Source organism: Oceanobacillus sp. FSL K6-0118, assembly GCF_038006665.1.
GTDB classification, from domain to species: domain Bacteria; phylum Bacillota; class Bacilli; order Bacillales; family Amphibacillaceae; genus Oceanobacillus; species Oceanobacillus caeni.
Window position 1 is genome coordinate 565,683 of record NZ_JBBOVR010000001.1, and the last position, 15,225, is coordinate 580,907.

15 protein-coding genes are annotated in these 15,225 nt (G+C 36.4%); 9 read left to right on the forward strand and 6 right to left on the reverse strand.

Annotated features, from left to right (window positions below; genetic code table 11):
• Positions 1 to 3: 3 nt before the first annotated feature.
• The 3 genes from MHI02_RS02920 to MHI02_RS02930 all read right to left on the reverse strand — a co-directional run bounded on the left by MHI02_RS02920 (position 4) and on the right by MHI02_RS02930 (position 2,629).
• Positions 4 to 351: a VOC family protein gene (locus tag MHI02_RS02920; RefSeq protein ID WP_047185635.1), complete on the reverse strand. Its 348-nt coding sequence runs from the start codon at positions 349 to 351 to the stop codon at positions 4 to 6.
• 78 nt (positions 352 to 429) lie between these two features.
• Positions 430 to 984, reverse strand: coding sequence for a nitroreductase family protein (locus MHI02_RS02925; protein ID WP_047185578.1), 555 nt, complete (start codon positions 982 to 984; stop codon positions 430 to 432).
• A 235-nt stretch (positions 985 to 1,219) separates the two neighbouring features.
• Positions 1,220 to 2,629, reverse strand: coding sequence for an ISLre2 family transposase (locus MHI02_RS02930; protein WP_047184960.1), 1,410 nt, complete (start codon positions 2,627 to 2,629; stop codon positions 1,220 to 1,222).
• 228 nt (positions 2,630 to 2,857) lie between these two features.
• Between MHI02_RS02930 and MHI02_RS02935 the strand changes: the two genes are divergently transcribed.
• Positions 2,858 to 3,316, forward strand: a complete 459-nt coding sequence (locus MHI02_RS02935) for a DUF2269 family protein (RefSeq protein ID WP_047184928.1) — start codon at positions 2,858 to 2,860, stop codon at positions 3,314 to 3,316.
• Positions 3,317 to 4,271: 955 nt separating this feature from the next.
• Here the strand turns inward: MHI02_RS02935 and MHI02_RS02940 are convergent.
• On the reverse strand, positions 4,272 to 5,279 hold the full coding sequence (locus MHI02_RS02940) for a D-alanyl-D-alanine carboxypeptidase family protein (RefSeq protein ID WP_047184929.1): 1,008 nt from the start codon (positions 5,277 to 5,279) through the stop codon (positions 4,272 to 4,274).
• A gap of 294 nt (positions 5,280 to 5,573) precedes the next feature.
• On the opposite strand from MHI02_RS02940, the gene MHI02_RS02945 reads away from it, so the two are divergent.
• The gene (locus MHI02_RS02945) at positions 5,574 to 5,780 is read left to right on the forward strand and encodes a hypothetical protein (RefSeq protein WP_047184930.1); all 207 of its coding nucleotides are present in this window, start codon (positions 5,574 to 5,576) and stop codon (positions 5,778 to 5,780) included.
• A gap of 236 nt (positions 5,781 to 6,016) precedes the next feature.
• Here MHI02_RS02945 and pepT read toward each other — a convergent pair whose 3' ends face one another.
• Entirely contained in the window at positions 6,017 to 7,249 is a 1,233-nt protein-coding gene (gene pepT / locus MHI02_RS02950; RefSeq protein WP_047184931.1) for a peptidase T, read from the reverse strand.
• Between the two features lie 125 nt (positions 7,250 to 7,374).
• On the opposite strand from pepT, the gene MHI02_RS02955 reads away from it, so the two are divergent.
• Together MHI02_RS02955 and MHI02_RS02960 are read left to right on the forward strand one after the other, a co-directional pair.
• Positions 7,375 to 8,223, forward strand: a complete 849-nt coding sequence (locus tag MHI02_RS02955) for a sulfurtransferase (RefSeq protein ID WP_052771691.1) — start codon at positions 7,375 to 7,377, stop codon at positions 8,221 to 8,223.
• A gap of 214 nt (positions 8,224 to 8,437) precedes the next feature.
• Entirely contained in the window at positions 8,438 to 9,262 is an 825-nt protein-coding gene (locus tag MHI02_RS02960) for an aldo/keto reductase (protein ID WP_047184933.1), read from the forward strand.
• Positions 9,263 to 9,324: 62 nt separating this feature from the next.
• Here MHI02_RS02960 and MHI02_RS02965 read toward each other — a convergent pair whose 3' ends face one another.
• Positions 9,325 to 9,864 (reverse strand): HD domain-containing protein, encoded by a 540-nt coding sequence (locus MHI02_RS02965; protein ID WP_047184934.1) that lies wholly within the window; start codon positions 9,862 to 9,864, stop codon positions 9,325 to 9,327.
• A gap of 140 nt (positions 9,865 to 10,004) precedes the next feature.
• Between MHI02_RS02965 and fni the strand changes: the two genes are divergently transcribed.
• From fni to MHI02_RS02990, 5 genes are all read left to right on the forward strand, one after another.
• A complete protein-coding gene (gene fni / locus MHI02_RS02970) occupies positions 10,005 to 11,054 on the forward strand; it encodes a type 2 isopentenyl-diphosphate Delta-isomerase (protein WP_047184935.1) in 1,050 nt (349 codons plus the stop codon).
• Between the two features lie 70 nt (positions 11,055 to 11,124).
• Positions 11,125 to 11,844: a DsbA family oxidoreductase gene (locus MHI02_RS02975; protein ID WP_047184936.1), complete on the forward strand. Its 720-nt coding sequence runs from the start codon at positions 11,125 to 11,127 to the stop codon at positions 11,842 to 11,844.
• Between the two features lie 676 nt (positions 11,845 to 12,520).
• Positions 12,521 to 13,474, forward strand: coding sequence for an ABC transporter permease (locus MHI02_RS02980; protein ID WP_047184937.1), 954 nt, complete (start codon positions 12,521 to 12,523; stop codon positions 13,472 to 13,474).
• The gene (locus tag MHI02_RS02985; RefSeq protein WP_047184938.1) at positions 13,464 to 14,414 is read left to right on the forward strand and encodes an iron chelate uptake ABC transporter family permease subunit; all 951 of its coding nucleotides are present in this window, start codon (positions 13,464 to 13,466) and stop codon (positions 14,412 to 14,414) included. The genes MHI02_RS02980 and MHI02_RS02985 overlap by 11 nt, the downstream gene beginning before the upstream one ends.
• Positions 14,408 to 15,163: an iron ABC transporter ATP-binding protein gene (locus MHI02_RS02990; RefSeq protein WP_047184939.1), complete on the forward strand. Its 756-nt coding sequence runs from the start codon at positions 14,408 to 14,410 to the stop codon at positions 15,161 to 15,163. The genes MHI02_RS02985 and MHI02_RS02990 overlap by 7 nt, the downstream gene beginning before the upstream one ends.
• Positions 15,164 to 15,225: the final 62 nt, after the last annotated feature.

The following is a 15,225-nucleotide window of genomic DNA, read 5'->3' on the forward strand; positions in this document are numbered from 1 at the left end:
CGTTTATTTCTCCCATAGTTCAACCAGTCTACCTTCAGGATCTTTAATCCAAATAAACTTTCCAAATTCATTAATTTCTTTTTCTTTCACAAGAGGTACACCGATTTGTTCAAGATGCTTAATGGTCTCGTCTATGTCATAAACTTGAAAATTTAACATCACTTGCTGTTCTGTTGGGAAATAACTGTCATCTTCTGTAAAGAAAGAAAAGATAGTTTCATTTCCTGAATGGGGTTTAATAATAGTCCCATTCCAATTGTCTATTTTAATCTTCAATACTTCACTGTACCATTTTTTTATAGCATCAAGATTTTTAGTTCTCCAAAATATTCCGCCGAAGCCTTTTATTATCATAATTAACTTCCTTCTTTAATTCATTATTTTTTAATTAAATTAGGCATTCAAGAAATTTCTTTAACATAGCCATTTTTATAAATCGCTAAACCGTATAAATTTTTCATTTAATGATATTCTTTCTTTCTTCTCTGGTGCCTGGTCAAAATACCCTAAATGAATAAACCCTACGATTTTTTCATTATCCTTCACGTGAAGTAATTCTTTTACCTTTGGATCATAGATATGTGGATTCGTTTTCCAAACTACACCAAGTTTTTTTTCCCAAGCTAATAACCAGAAATTTTGAATCATAGAAGCGATTGCGCCAAAGTTTTCATCTCTTGTTTTTTCGATATCGGAATCTTCCATAATAGCAACAAGGATGGCGTTTGGCTCATTTAAATAATCTTCACGATTTTGTCTTCGCTCTTCAGGATATGTCGAAGCTACTTTTTTAGAGAAGTCAGGCAATTCATCTGCACCAACGAAAATAAATCGCCAAGGCTGGCGCATTCCATGAGTAGGTGCCCACATTGCAGAGTCTAATAAGTCTCGAACAACTTCTTCAGTTACTTCTTTATCTGTATAACCTTTTTTAATTGCACGGCGTTCACGAATGATATGAAGTAAGGAATTTTCTTTCTCCATTTTGTTTCCCCCTAGATAGTTATTAACCATAAATTTTACTTAAATACAGTACGAAAAGCAAATGATGCCGTTCTATAGTATGTGTCAAGTTTTTCTCGGTGTGTCTTTCACACCAATATTTCCGGCACTCTATTTTTGTACACTTTTTCGGCTACCGCGCGACCCTTGTCGCTTGCTGTCCCCAATTTTTAGGTAACGTTCTAAAAACCAAGAACCTTACCTAAAAATCAGGGTGTTATCTAAAACTTTTTATTAACTGTCCAATAGCTGATGAATGAGCTGTATTTAGGCTTATTTTACCTTGTTTTGCTCCAATTGACGGCTGGGTTTCCTGGCGTAGAAATTCAGTCATACGAACCACTTTTTTCACGTCTCGTTGTTTTCTTACACTTCGCCTTTGGTCTCTCAAATAGACGGATCGTAATGTTTTATTTAGAATCCCTTGTTTGATCTTCACCATTGCCTCACTACCTTCTAAACTCCAATGCATTCCACGCTTTTTCATTCGGAATGAAATATGTCGTTGGTTGGATTCCATTGCACCCATGCCCCTTGCCTCTTTTGGTGGATTCTCAACTTTTTCTCTCCAATCAAAAATTCGATCCCAATTACCGCCAATATATCTACGAAAATCCTCGGCCTTTTCTAACTGCTTATCCGTTTCTAAAGTGCTCTCCAATGTATCCATCCAACGTATGAAATCATCCAGTTCGTGTTCTTTGATTGCCTTTTGTACACCTTCTTTAAACTCGCTCTTTTTAACTCCAAAAGTTCGATTCAGTGCTTTAGAAATGTGAAAGGAATCCAATTGATTTAAAACAGGATAACTAGACTGTGAGAAAGCCTCTTGAAAACGTTCTGCCGTATAACCGGGACCACCATCACTATTGGTGACAACTTGAGTGTTTTCTAAGGAATAATGATTAGCTGTATACGCCTGGACTTCTTTCCAAAAATCATTCGTTGGTTTGGTTGTCATGATGACCTGTGGATTCTTTAGGGAAATACGCTTCCCATTTTTACTCCAACCTTCATGAATGATCGCATGATGGACTTCATGACTTGTCTTTTTCTTTGTTCCACGCACAAATACACCATCTGCCTCGGCAAATAAAAAATCCAACTCATCTCCCTTTGGTAAATAAGCAGCTTCCTCTAATTCCGCTAACATTTCTTCATCAGCTCGCGCTTGTGCCTTCCCAACACGTTTCACAATACTTCCCACAGTTGTATGACTAAGAGTTACTGCGGTCCATTCACCTAATATGCGTGCCGTTTCTCGGTACGTACTCTCACTAGCCAACTCTGCCACTTTTACTTCAACTAAAGGACTATGTCGTTGATATTTTCTAAATCCAATCCATTCATCAAAAGGATAATGCGCCTTTCCATTCACATCGCGCATCAAGGTATGAGTAAAGCGAACCGCCCCAAAAATAAACTGAATCGTTTTTTCATCTTCTCGTTCAACCGTCCAACCTTTACTTTGCATTCTTCTTTTAATCGTTTGATTAAGTTGTGTAAATACGCTCCCCATTAGTGTAGTAAGTAGATCATATATACTAATTTGAATTTGTTCTTCAAACTCAATTAAGTCATTTGTATCCTTTAATAATTCGCTAATTTTTGATATAATTGTATTCATGAAAAGGCCTCTTTCTAATGTATTTGCCGGCTAAGCATACATTTATGATAGAGCGCCTTTTCTTTTTTTTCTAGAATTTTGTTTCAAATCCCCGAGAACTATTTTACACATAGCGTTCTATAAACATGCTATTATCTATATATTAATTTTTTAGGAGAAATGTGATAAGAATCACAGCTTTGTTTATCGTCTTTTATTGTAAAATAGACATAGGCAGGGGGGAGATTAATGACGTTCTATGAATTTCTTGTATTTATCCATATTTTTTCTGCTATTTTAGGCATGGGTCCTGGTTTTGTAATGACCTTTGTGGTGACAAGCTCAAACCCTAGTAATATGACAGAATTAAGACAGTCATTTGCCATCCGAAATAAATTGCATATTTTAACTATGGTAGGAGGGACATTACTTCTTATTACGGGAATATGGATGGGAATTTTGAATACATATTGGTTTTCACAAGGATGGTATATAACTAGTTTGTTCCTATTTTTGGTTGCACTAGCATTTGGACCAACTTTACTTAAATCAAGATCCAAACCTTTAAAAAAGCTACTTCGGGATTATAGAGGGGAGGATATTCCTGTAGAATATTATCAACTATCCAAAAGGCTTTTCTTTGTAGAACATATTGAAAATATTATTTTTCTTATCATTATTGTGTTGATGATATTAAAGCCGTTTTAAAGGGAGAAAGCGAAAAAACATCAATTTGATTCTTTGGTGAGAGTGTAGGAAATGAATATAATAATATTGCCCTTGCAGATCTCTGTAGTGTGGCCATAACAAGTTTACCTGACCATTTAATAGATCCATAAAGGAAGAGCCACTCCATTGAGGGGCTGATATCCCGGAGTGAGCGCTGATATCCTTATATATCAGCAACCGCTGGCAGGATATCAGTACCCGTACACCATATATCAGCAACCGCTGGCAGGATATCAGTACCCGTGCACCATATATCAGCAACCGCTGGTAGGATATCAGTACTCGTGCACCATATATCAGCAACCGCTGGCAGGATATCAGTATCATGCATTATATATCAGCAACCGCTGGCAGGATATCAGTACCCGTGCACCATATATCAGCAACTGCTGGCAGGATATCAGTACCCGTGCACCATATATCAGCAACCGCTGGCAGGATATCAGTACCGCGTGCACCATATATCAGCAACCGCTGGCAGGATATCAGTACTCGTGCACCATATATCAGCAACCGCTGGCTAGATGGCTCTTTACGTTATCCAATCCCATCTACGGATATTTCTTAATCTGTCTTTTGTAGGGGATTAATGTGAAAGTTATGTTTCGTCTTTTTTCCAATTATATGGTTTCTGAAGCCATTGCACAAAAATAAATAGTAACATTGCAAAAATAGAGGATCCGATATACGAGAACCTGAATATAACAAAGATAAAAGTGGATTTTATTTCTTATCTGACCTAGATAAAGGAATAGTACTTAGTGATGAGGACCCTAATAAAGTAACTATAAACTTCTACGATATTAGAAAAAAGAAAATTACACAAATCTGGTCTCAAGTCGATGGTGAGGTTGTGAATTTTGCTGTGGAAAACCAATAATTAGAGATCAATTTGGAAATAGTAAAGAAAAAATCCTGTTCAATTGAGCAGGATTTAATTCTTTAAAATATATTCTTCTAACGTTAAATCATTTTCCATGATTTCTTTTGCTGCCTTTTCGCCAACATATCGTAAGTGCCAAGGTTCATATTGATATTTTGTAATATCTTCTCTTCCTTCAGGGTAGCGGATAATAAAGCCATATTCTGCAGCATGTTCCTTTATCCATTTACCTTCAGGTGTTTCACCAAATTCGATAATTAAATCAAAGTTAACCTCTGGACTAGTAACATCCATCGTTAGCCCGGATTGATGTTCACTTTCTCCAGGTCTTGCACTAAATATATTTGCTTCCTCTTCGCCATTTTGCTCTACATTGGAAGCAAAAATGGCCTTCTGTCGATCATAGGAACGATAACCGGATTGAGCATATAGCTCTAGTTCCTCTTTGTCAGCTGCTTTAAACATTTTTTCTAAAGCATCAGCTGCCACTTTGCGCATTTGTTTCTTTGGTAGTTCTTCTGTAAAAGGAAAACGAACATTTGGAGTTACTAAGTCTTCAGGTTCATAGCTTTCCGGTAATGCAAATTCCTTATTAACAACAGCCAACACATCATATGGATTGGATAAAACCTTTGTATCTGACTCATCTGAAGTGGCTTCCTCAGCAAAAGGTAATCCTTTACCAGGTTCCACCGATTTATCTTCTTTTAAAAATTGGTTCATCATTTGTTCCGTGTCTTCATCATAAACTCCAGTGGCCATTAATTCTTCATTTTGTAATTGGAAGTCTGTAATTGCCCAAGTGGTAGTTTCGTCATAGATACCGTTCACTTCTAAATCATACCCAACTTTGTTTAAAGCTTGTTGGAGAAGTTTCACCTGTTTACCTTCATCCATCTTTTGGAGAAAAGCATCCGGAGCAGACGTGATATTATTTGTTGATGTTTCAACAGCCTCATTATCCTTCTCACTGTTTGGATTTGTACTAGAAGTAGAAGAGCATGCGGAAAGAAAAACAACTACTGTAATAGAGAATAATAAAGCTTTGTTTTTAAACATGATAACTTCCCCTTTTAAAAAATAATTTTCACTTTATTTTCTCATAGAAAGGGAAGGGCAACAATAGTGAATAAAAATCTCGGAATATTTTAGTAAAAGGCAAAAGTGCAAGCGCCCTTATAGGCTAAGAACGCAACGTCCTGTTGCAACGCCTGTACTCACACATCCTTTGCTTCGTAGCGATGTGTGGAGTATTGCGATTCTTGTTTCTCCTCCTTCATAGGCAACAATCATATCAATTAAATAGTGAGTTATGTTAAAATGTTGTAATTATTAATAAGAGGAGATTGATTCATGATATCAAAGAAATTAAATGAAAATAATATCCGAATAAATATTTCTCGAACAATAATTACATTAGCTCTGATTTTTAGCATATATACTTTCTTTGGCAAGGAACAAATTGGAGCTAAGTTGCTTTCGGTTGGTGGTTTTATTGGATTCCTGTTTTTATTAATTATGTCATTTAAGTCGTCATCAAAATCAAAAGGGCAAAAATGAATTTAATGGAAATTACTTCTAAAAAGGTGGAAAATCCCTTTTCTTAATTATGTAAAAGTACCTTATTTTCAAATTCAAGAAAAATAGTAAGGCTCCCTACAAGGGGGTCAGCCTTAGGCAGAAGTAATCCACCAGAGCCGTTAACTCAAGGGTGGATTATTTTTTTGGTTAAATGACAGTACTGCAACATTCAAACTTGAAAAAGCTACAGCGAACATCCAAATCGAATCACTCGATTAATTTCTTTCCTCAAATAATCTACATATCTCAACAATAACCTTTGTAGCCTTTTCCATATTATCTATAGAAATATATTCGTATTTACCGTGGAAGTTTTCCCCGCCGGTAAAAATATTTGGAGTTGGGAGTCCCATGTAGGAAAGCTGAGAACCATCTGTACCACCACGAATCGGTTCGATAATTGGTTTGATATTTAAATTTTTCATGGCATCTTCAGCTAAGTCAACAATTTCTTTGACTGGTTCAATTTTGTCGCGCATATTATAGTATTGATCTTTTAATTCTAAAGAAACGCTGTCCTCACCGTGTTTTTCTTTGATTTCTTGAACATAGGATTTAACTGTCTTTTTACGCGCTTCAAATTTGTTTCGGTCATGATCACGAATGATATAGTACACTTCGGTATGTTCCACATCACCATTAATGGATATAAGGTGGTAAAAACCTTCGTAGCCTTCTGTGTATTCAGGAGCTTCTTTTTCCGGAAACTTCTTAATGAAATCGGCAGCAAGCTTAGCGGAATTTATCATTTTATTTTTCGCTGTTCCGGGATGGACGTTATTTCCTTTAAATGTAACCTTAGCACTCGCTGCGTTAAAGCTTTCGTATTGTAATTCCCCTAATGGTCCTCCATCGATTGTGTATGCAAAGGCGGCATCAAATCGTGGAACATTGAATTTATGAGGCCCTCTGCCAATTTCCTCATCCGGGGTAAAAGCAATACGAATTCTTCCATGTTCTATTTCTGGATGTTGGATTAAATAATTCATCGCGGTCATAATCTCAGCTATTCCCGCTTTATTATCTGCTCCTAAGAGAGTTGTGCCGTCCGTAGTTATTAACGTATGACCTTTATAACTAGGTAATTCTGGAAATTCTTTTGCGGATAACACGACGTTTTTTTCTTTATTTAAAACGATATCCTCGCCGTCAAAGTTTTCGATGACTTGGGGTTTTACGTCTTTGCCTGTAAAATCTGTAGCCGTATCAACATGTGCTAAAAATCCAATCGTTGGAATATTTTTATTCGTGTTAGAAGGGAGCGTTGCCATTAAATAACCATTTTCATCAATTTCGACTTCTGTCATTCCGATATTCTTCAATTCCTCAGACAATAATTCTGCAAGTTTTAATTGGCCGGGTGTAGATGGAGTTGTGTTTGAATTTTCATTAGATTGGGTATCCACTTTTACATAGGAAGTAAATCGTTTGATCAATTCATCTTTCATTTTCTTAGCTCCTTTATTTAGATTCTTATTCGTATCATATCAAAGTTGGAAATCATTTTGAAATAATGAAGGAAATACATTTCATTTGTCGTATACATAGAAAGAGATTAATTGGAGGGATCACTATGTCATTTTTAATTGGTGTTGATGAACTAAAAGAAAGAATGATAAATAAAACGGAAAGTACTGTCATTGTGGATGTACGTTTCGTGTTAACGGATCCAGATGCTGGAAGAAAATTGTATTTAAATGAGCATATTCCCGGTGCAGTTTATTTGGACCTGAATCGCGATCTAGCTAGCAAAGCTGCAAAGCACGGTGGTGCACACCCACTCCCAGACATGGAATTGTTTGCAGCTAAAATGGGGAATATTGGTATTGATCACGAAACTACGGTCGTTATATATGATGAAGAAAATGACATGTTTGCAGCAAGAATGTGGTGGTTGTTACATTATCTAGGACATGAAAAAGCATATATTTTAGAAGGTGGTTATAAGAAATGGGTTGAAGAGGGGAATCCTGTAACTGCGGAACTTCCTTCATTAAAAAGAAAACAGTTTGAGCCCAAAATTCGTAGTAACGAAGTAGTCTCCATGAAGGATGTAAAAGAGAGGGTAGAAAACAAGAAAGCAATTTTAATTGACTCACGAGATAAGGAAAGGTATTTAGGTATTAGGGAACCGCTATATAGCAAAGCAGGTCATATTCCCGGCGCAGTAAATTATTTTTGGAAAGACGTTCTTAATTCCGATGGTTCATGGAAAAACAAAGAACAGCTCGCTAAACATTTTTCATCTTTACCAAAGGATAAGGAAATTATTGTTTCCTGCGGTTCAGGTGTCTCGGCTTGTCCCAATATCGTAGCGCTTAAGTCCCTTGGTTATGAAAATATTAAATTATATCCAGGTAGTTTTAGTGATTGGATTTCTTATGATGAAAATGACATTGAATTGGATGAGAGCACGTTGTGACACATGCCCGCGAATTCGTTAATCGGTGTGAATAATTCGGTGATCGATGATAACGCCGATGAGAAGCGGAACAAAACAATAATGAGCTTGTTCCGCTTCTCAAACGAGTGAATTCGTTACCAATCTTTTTCGAAATCTAAAATAGGGATTACTTCTTAATAATAATCGAATTTGATATGATTAATATATCTTAATTAGGAAGGGTGTTAATAATATGATAGATGTTACATTAAATAATGGTCTTAAAATGCCGCAATTGGGATTTGGAGTTTGGAAAATTCCGGATGAAGAAGCGACGGTTGCTGTGGAAAATGCATTCGAAGCGGGATACCGTTCTATCGATACTGCTAAAGTTTATGGAAATGAAGTGGGTGTAGGCAAAGCGATTGCTAATAGTAGCATTCCAAGAGAAGAATTATTTATAACAACGAAGGTTTGGAATACTGATCATGGATACGAAAATACACTTAAGGCATTTGATGCAAGCCTTGAAAGATTAGGCCTTGATTATGTTGATTTGTATTTAATACATTGGCCAACGCCGAAGTTTGATCAATACGTTGAGACGTATCAAGCACTTGAAAAGCTCTATAAGGATGGTCGTGTAAAAGCAATTGGTGTTTGTAATTTTGATATGGAGCATTTAGAGCGTATTTTAAATGAGTGTGAAGTAGTTCCAGTTATCAATCAGGTCGAATGCCATCCATACTTACAACAAAAAGAATTGAAAGCATTTTGTGAACAACATCAAATTAAGTTAGAAGCATATAGCCCACTTATGAATGGACGAGATATTCTACAAGATGAAGTAATCAAAGGGCTTGCGGAGCAATATGGTAAGACTCCTGCACAAATCATCTTACGTTGGCACTTACAAACAGGTGCTGTTGTGATACCGAAATCTGTTACGCCATCTCGGATTGAGGAAAATATCAATGTGTTCGACTTTGAATTGACCGAATCTGATATGGGTAAAATTGCAGAGTTGGATAGAAATCTTAGAATTAATAAAAACCCTAGTGAATTTAATGATAGATAAGATAAATACCAGATGGACGTAAAGTTTCATCTGGTATTTTAAATGCCTTCCACATCTTTAAGTTACTGAAAAAAACTCTTCACCGCTTCTTCGTACTCCCAAAAGTAATCAGGAATATCCTCTTTATCCAATCCAACATACATATTTTTAACGATCGATTCGTTGTACCATTTTTGTTTTTCATAACCAGCATTAAAATTCTTCCAAATTCGATCACCTTGTTCTTGTAAATCTGTTTCAAGACCGAGTAAATTATCTAATTTATCTGCTACAATGAGATATTTTACCTCCTTACTGGCGGCTTTAACCGTATCAATTGTATGTTGCTTGCGCTCTTGCCAAGGTTTCGTTTTGTCTTCTGTGTGGGCTGCGACTAACTGTGCAACCACTGGACCGAATGCCTTTTCGATATCATTTATCGTATAGGGAGTGTCTTCCGCTACATCATGGAGGAATCCGGCGCATATTAGTTCATCATTAAAGCCCGCTTCCTGCAATCTTTTAGCTACTCTTATTGGATGTGTAACATAGGGGGTATCAGAATTTTTGCGTTTTTGATCTTTGTGCGCATTTATAGCGAATGTTTTTGCCTTTTCAATCAAATGAAACACTCCCTTGTAAGATGATTTTATATTTAGTATATAGTAATCATAAGAAAAGTCCTATTTTCTTTCAATTTTTTTCGTTAATGGGTAAACTAATATCAACTACTATTATACATAATGTGGAGGTACCTATCAGTATGGAAAGAGGCATAAACCAAAGGAAGACCGAGCATATTCGCTTATGTTTGACGAGGGATGTGGAAGGGGTTAACAAATCTACAGGCCTTGAGGGAATTGATTTTATACATAATGCGTTACCAGAAATTAACTTTCATGATATCGAAATAAATACGAGCTTTTTGGGAAAAGATCTAAGAACGCCATTTTTAGTTAGTTCGATGACAGGTGGTTCGGAATTAGCTACGATCATCAATCAGAATCTTGCTCGTGCTGCTGAGGAAAAAGGTTGGACTATGGCAATCGGATCTACTAGAGCAATGCTTGAGAGCAACGCACATAAAGAATCCTTTCTCATAAAAGAATATGCACCAAATGTACCACTCATTGTAAATTTAGGTGCAGTGCAATTAAATTATGGGTATGGAGCGGAAGAGGCACAGCGAATTGTGGATTTAACGAATGCAGATTCCATTGTCCTTCATTTAAATAGTTTGCAGGAGGTTGTACAAGATGGGGGAGACCTCAACTTTGAAAATCTACTTCCTAAAATTGAGGAACTTTGCAAAGTAGTAAACGTTCCAGTTGGGGCAAAAGAAGTCGGATTTGGTATTGATGGAACGGTAGCGGAAAAACTATATAATGCGGGTATTTCCTATATTGACGTTGCAGGCGCTGGTGGAACATCTTGGAGCCAAGTTGAAAAATTACGTTCTAAAGATCCACTAAGAAGAGCGGCTGCAGAAGCATTTAATAGCTGGGGAATTCCGACAAAGGATTGTATCGTTTCCGTTCGAAGTAAATTACCAAGTGTTCCACTAGTCTCAAGCGGTGGAATGAAAACAGGAGTGGATGCTGCTAAGGCTATTACGATAGGAGCGGATATTATTGGTTTTGCCCGCCACTTATTGAAATCTGCTACGGAATCAACGGAAAAAGTGTTGGAAACAATGGAACAAATTGAAATGGAATTAAAAATGACTATGTTCGGTATCGGTGTGAAAAACTTGGATGATTTAAAGAATACGAAGCGTGTTCAAATTATGGGTAAATCTTTATTAGATGAATAAATAGGATAGGCACATCGTTTTTTTATCAAGTATAGCTGTGCTACAATATTTGAATAAGGCGGTGGATGGTATGAAAATTGAAGTTTGGTCTGACTTTGTTTGTCCATTTTGCTATATTGGTAAAAGAAGACTGGAACATGCGCTGGAGAACTTTGAAAACAAAGATAAAGTTGTTGTGGAATATAAGAGTTATCAATTAGATCCGAATGCCAAGCACATTCCGGGTAAAGACTTTTATGAAACATTTTCGGAATTAAAAGGGATACCGTTGGAACAAGTGAAGACGATGAACCAACAAGTTGGTGAACAAGCAAAAGCTGTCGGGTTAACATATCATTTTGACACGATGAAATATGCGAATACGTTTGACGCGCATCGAGTTGCGAAATATGCGGAAGAAAAAGGAAAAGCAAAGGAAATTACGGAACGCTTTCTTCATGCTTACTTCACGGAATCTAAATTAATGAGTGATTTTGAAACCCTTATTTCTCTTGCCGGGGAAGTTGGATTAGACAAAGAAGAAGTAAGGGATATATTAGAATCTAATCGTTATGCTAGAGCGGTTCGTGAAGATATAAATGTAGCCCGTCAAATAGGTGTACAAGGTGTGCCATTCTTTGTGTTTAACGAAAAATACGCTGTTTCTGGTGCGCAACCTGAAGAAGTATTTACACAAGTATTAAATCAGGTATGGGAAGAAGAACGTGAAAAACCCATCTTACAATCGTTAAATCCTAGTAAATCAGAAACATCGTATTGTACGGATGAAGGATGCAATATTGAAAAGTAAGGAACAAAGGCGGAAGCGCCCGTTTAGCGACGTACGGACTGGACTGAGCCGTAGGAGATAAAGGAAACACGACGAACGTAGTGAGTCGATGTTGACTTATCGTACGGAGGTGAAGGAAGTCTCGCTAGTCGCTGGGCGCTGGAGCTGGACGTAAAATCTTAAAAACATGCTACCTACAGTGAAGCTGGTAGCATGTTTTTTAATTTCCATATTTTTAAGGATTGTTGTTATTGACTACGCCTACAAATCTGTTATACTTATAGTTGAGAAGCTAATTGATAATGAATCTCATTCTTAATTAGAATGTATAAAAGGTAATAATTATTCTTATTAGTGGTTCAAAAAGGAGGATGAAAAGGACCGAGGTCGGCTAAGTGCGCAACATCCTGTTGCAACGCCGACACTAGCACGTCCTGTGCGTCGCAGTTCGGGGCGGCGTAGCTTTGAGTAGCGGAACGTATGCAGTTAATACGTGAGCAGACGCTCTTGCACGCCGGAAAAGTGGTTTTCTTTTCCAAGGAACGGAAAAGCAAGCATTCGTGAGAAATGCGAAGTGTCATTTTCACCGGACTTTTTGAACAACCTCAATTAGCACTATGAAAATAATGAAAATATTTTTGGGGAGTATAAAGGTACCGCTAAATTTGCGGGAGAATTATACAGAGAAGGACATTTTATGAAGATACGATACTTAGTATTAGCAGTAATTATATTTTCAGTGATATCTCTATTTATTGGTGTCACCGATATTTCACCATTATCTCTTTTTAACTTAAGCGAAGAACAACAACAGGTATTGTTGGTTAGTAGAATCCCGCGTTTGATAAGTATTGTCATTGCTGGTGCTAGTATGAGTATTGTTGGTTTAATTATGCAACAATTAAGTAGAAATAAATTTGTATCACCAACAACAGCAGGTACGATGGATTCAGCGAGACTAGGTATCCTGGTATCGATGATGGTCTTTACATCGGCTGCTCCGTTTCAGAAAATGCTTGTATCTTTTGCATTTGCACTAGCAGGTACCTTCATCTTTATGAAGATACTTGACAAGATTAAATTTAAAGATGCCATATTCATCCCATTAGTAGGGTTGATGTTTGGTAATATAATTAGTTCTGTTTCCATGTTTTTTGCTTATCAAAATGATCTCATTCAAAATATGTCTTCCTGGATGCAAGGAGACTTTTCCATGATTATGAGTGGAAATTATGAAATGATGTATGTAAGTATTCCTGGTTTGATATTAGCATATATCTTTGCTAACAAATTTACTATCGCGGGAATGGGGGAGGACTTTTCAAAGAATTTAGGTCTGAACTATCGTCAAGTCGTTAACCTAGGGCTCTCGATTAGTGCATTGGTTACTTCGTCCGTTGTATTGACGGTCGGTGTTATTCCGTTTCTTGGACTAATCATCCCCAATATTGTAACCATTTACCAAGGAGATCATTTAAAGAATACGTTAGCTCACACGGCGTTGCTAGGTGCTGTATTTGTTCTATTTTGCGATATAATAGGTAGGATCGTTATTTATCCGTATGAGATTCCGATTAGTTTAACAGTAGGAGTTATCGGAAGTGGAATCTTTATCTACCTACTTCTAAGGAGAAAGAAATATGGGCTATAAGAAAAAGACTATCATCCTAGGCATTGTCGCATTAGCACTAGCATGTTTGTATATATTTTATGATTTACGTGGAAACATTGGCTATATTTTGCCAAAACGAGCCATTAAACTTATTGCTATCATTATAACGGGTGGAGCAATTGCTTTTTCCACTACGATATTTATGACCATAACGAATAACAGAATTCTAACACCGAGTGTATTAGGGCTAGATTCTCTCTATCTATTATTACAAACCGTTATCATATTTATATTTGGTTCCAATTCCATTGTCATGATGGAAAGCAGTATTAATTATTTAATTTCCATTGTATTGATGGTTTTGTTTTCCTTATTGCTTTACCAATTTCTTTTTAAAGGTGAGAAGAATAATATTTACTTCCTACTATTAATAGGGATGATATTAGGAACTTTCTTCAATAGCTTTACTGATTTTATGCAAGTTCTCATTGATCCAAATGAATTTATGGTTGCACAGGATGCCATGTTTGCAAGTATTAACAATGTTCATACAGACTTAGTTTGGTTATCTGTGGTGCTTATTGGATTAGTCTTAATTTACTTTTCACGTTTTTATAAATACTTGGATGTTTTATCCTTGGGAAAAGATCAAGCTGTGAATTTAGGTGTTCCTTATGATTATGTTGTAAAGCGACTATTAATCGTTGTTGCCATACTAATTTCCGTAGCTACAGCACTAACTGGACCAATCACTTTCCTAGGATTACTCGTAGTAAACGTAACGTATGAAATGATGAAAACCTTCCGCCATTTATACATACTTCTGGGAAGTATATTCCTTAGTATCATAGCTTTAGTTGGTGGACAGTTTATAGTTGAGAAGATATTTACGTTTAACACAACATTAAGTGTCATCATTAATTTTGTAGGTGGCGTGTACTTTATATATCTTTTGTTAAAGGAGAATAGATCATGGTAGATTTGAAAAATGTATTCAAGGCGTATAATAATAAGCCGGTAATTGAAGATGTTTCTTTGACGATTGACAAGGGAACCATTACTTCCTTTATTGGTCCGAATGGTGCAGGGAAAAGTACGTTAATTTCTATGATCAGTCGATTAATTGCAAAGGATAATGGGGATATTACGATTGATGGAAAGGATATCTTTCAAGCGAAAAATAATGATCTTGCTAAGAAAATATCTATTTTGAAACAATCGAATGCCATTAATTTAAAATTAACGGTTCGTGAGCTCGTTTCCTTTGGACGATTTCCGTATTCACAAGGGAAGTTAACAAAGGAAGACTGGGGTAAGGTAGATGAAGCAATTGAGTATATGGAACTTCAAGATATGCAGGACAAATTTTTAGAAGAATTAAGTGGTGGTCAAAGGCAACGTGCGCATATTGCGATGGTTATTGCCCAAGATACGGAATATATTCTTCTCGATGAGCCATTAAATAATTTGGATATGCGTGCATCTACTCAAATTATGAAGACGTTACGTAAACTTGTAGACGAAATGAGTAAAACGATATTAATCGTTATTCACGATATAAACTTTGCTTCTTGTTATTCTGATAACATCGTTGCGTTAAAGGATGGAAAGGTAATGAAACAAGGTAGAGCATGTGATGTCATTGATAAATGTGTTCTTAAAGATTTATATGATATGGATATTGATATTAAAGAAATTGATAATCGTAGGATTTGCGTTTATTACTAAGCGGTAGGAAGGTTTTCCTTTCTTACTGCCATTCTTAATCTCGTTTTAAGTGAAATGCTGCA

Coding starts and splice junctions, on each gene's coding strand:
- MHI02_RS02940 (WP_047184929.1), bottom strand. CDS start 5,279: ATGTTTAAAAACAAAGCTTTATTATTCTCTATTACAGTAGTTGTTTTT.
- MHI02_RS02955 (WP_052771691.1), top strand. CDS start 7,375: ATGTCATTTTTAATTGGTGTTGATGAACTAAAAGAAAGAATGATAAAT.
- MHI02_RS02925 (WP_047185578.1), bottom strand. CDS start 984: ATGGAGAAAGAAAATTCCTTACTTCATATCATTCGTGAACGCCGTGCA.
- MHI02_RS02990 (WP_047184939.1), top strand. CDS start 14,408: ATGGTAGATTTGAAAAATGTATTCAAGGCGTATAATAATAAGCCGGTA.
- MHI02_RS02975 (WP_047184936.1), top strand. CDS start 11,125: ATGAAAATTGAAGTTTGGTCTGACTTTGTTTGTCCATTTTGCTATATT.
- MHI02_RS02930 (WP_047184960.1), bottom strand. CDS start 2,629: ATGAATACAATTATATCAAAAATTAGCGAATTATTAAAGGATACAAAT.
- MHI02_RS02985 (WP_047184938.1), top strand. CDS start 13,464: ATGGGCTATAAGAAAAAGACTATCATCCTAGGCATTGTCGCATTAGCA.
- MHI02_RS02960 (WP_047184933.1), top strand. CDS start 8,438: ATGATAGATGTTACATTAAATAATGGTCTTAAAATGCCGCAATTGGGA.
- MHI02_RS02980 (WP_047184937.1), top strand. CDS start 12,521: ATGAAGATACGATACTTAGTATTAGCAGTAATTATATTTTCAGTGATA.
- MHI02_RS02945 (WP_047184930.1), top strand. CDS start 5,574: ATGATATCAAAGAAATTAAATGAAAATAATATCCGAATAAATATTTCT.
- MHI02_RS02935 (WP_047184928.1), top strand. CDS start 2,858: ATGACGTTCTATGAATTTCTTGTATTTATCCATATTTTTTCTGCTATT.
- pepT (WP_047184931.1), bottom strand. CDS start 7,249: ATGAAAGATGAATTGATCAAACGATTTACTTCCTATGTAAAAGTGGAT.
- fni (WP_047184935.1), top strand. CDS start 10,005: ATGGAAAGAGGCATAAACCAAAGGAAGACCGAGCATATTCGCTTATGT.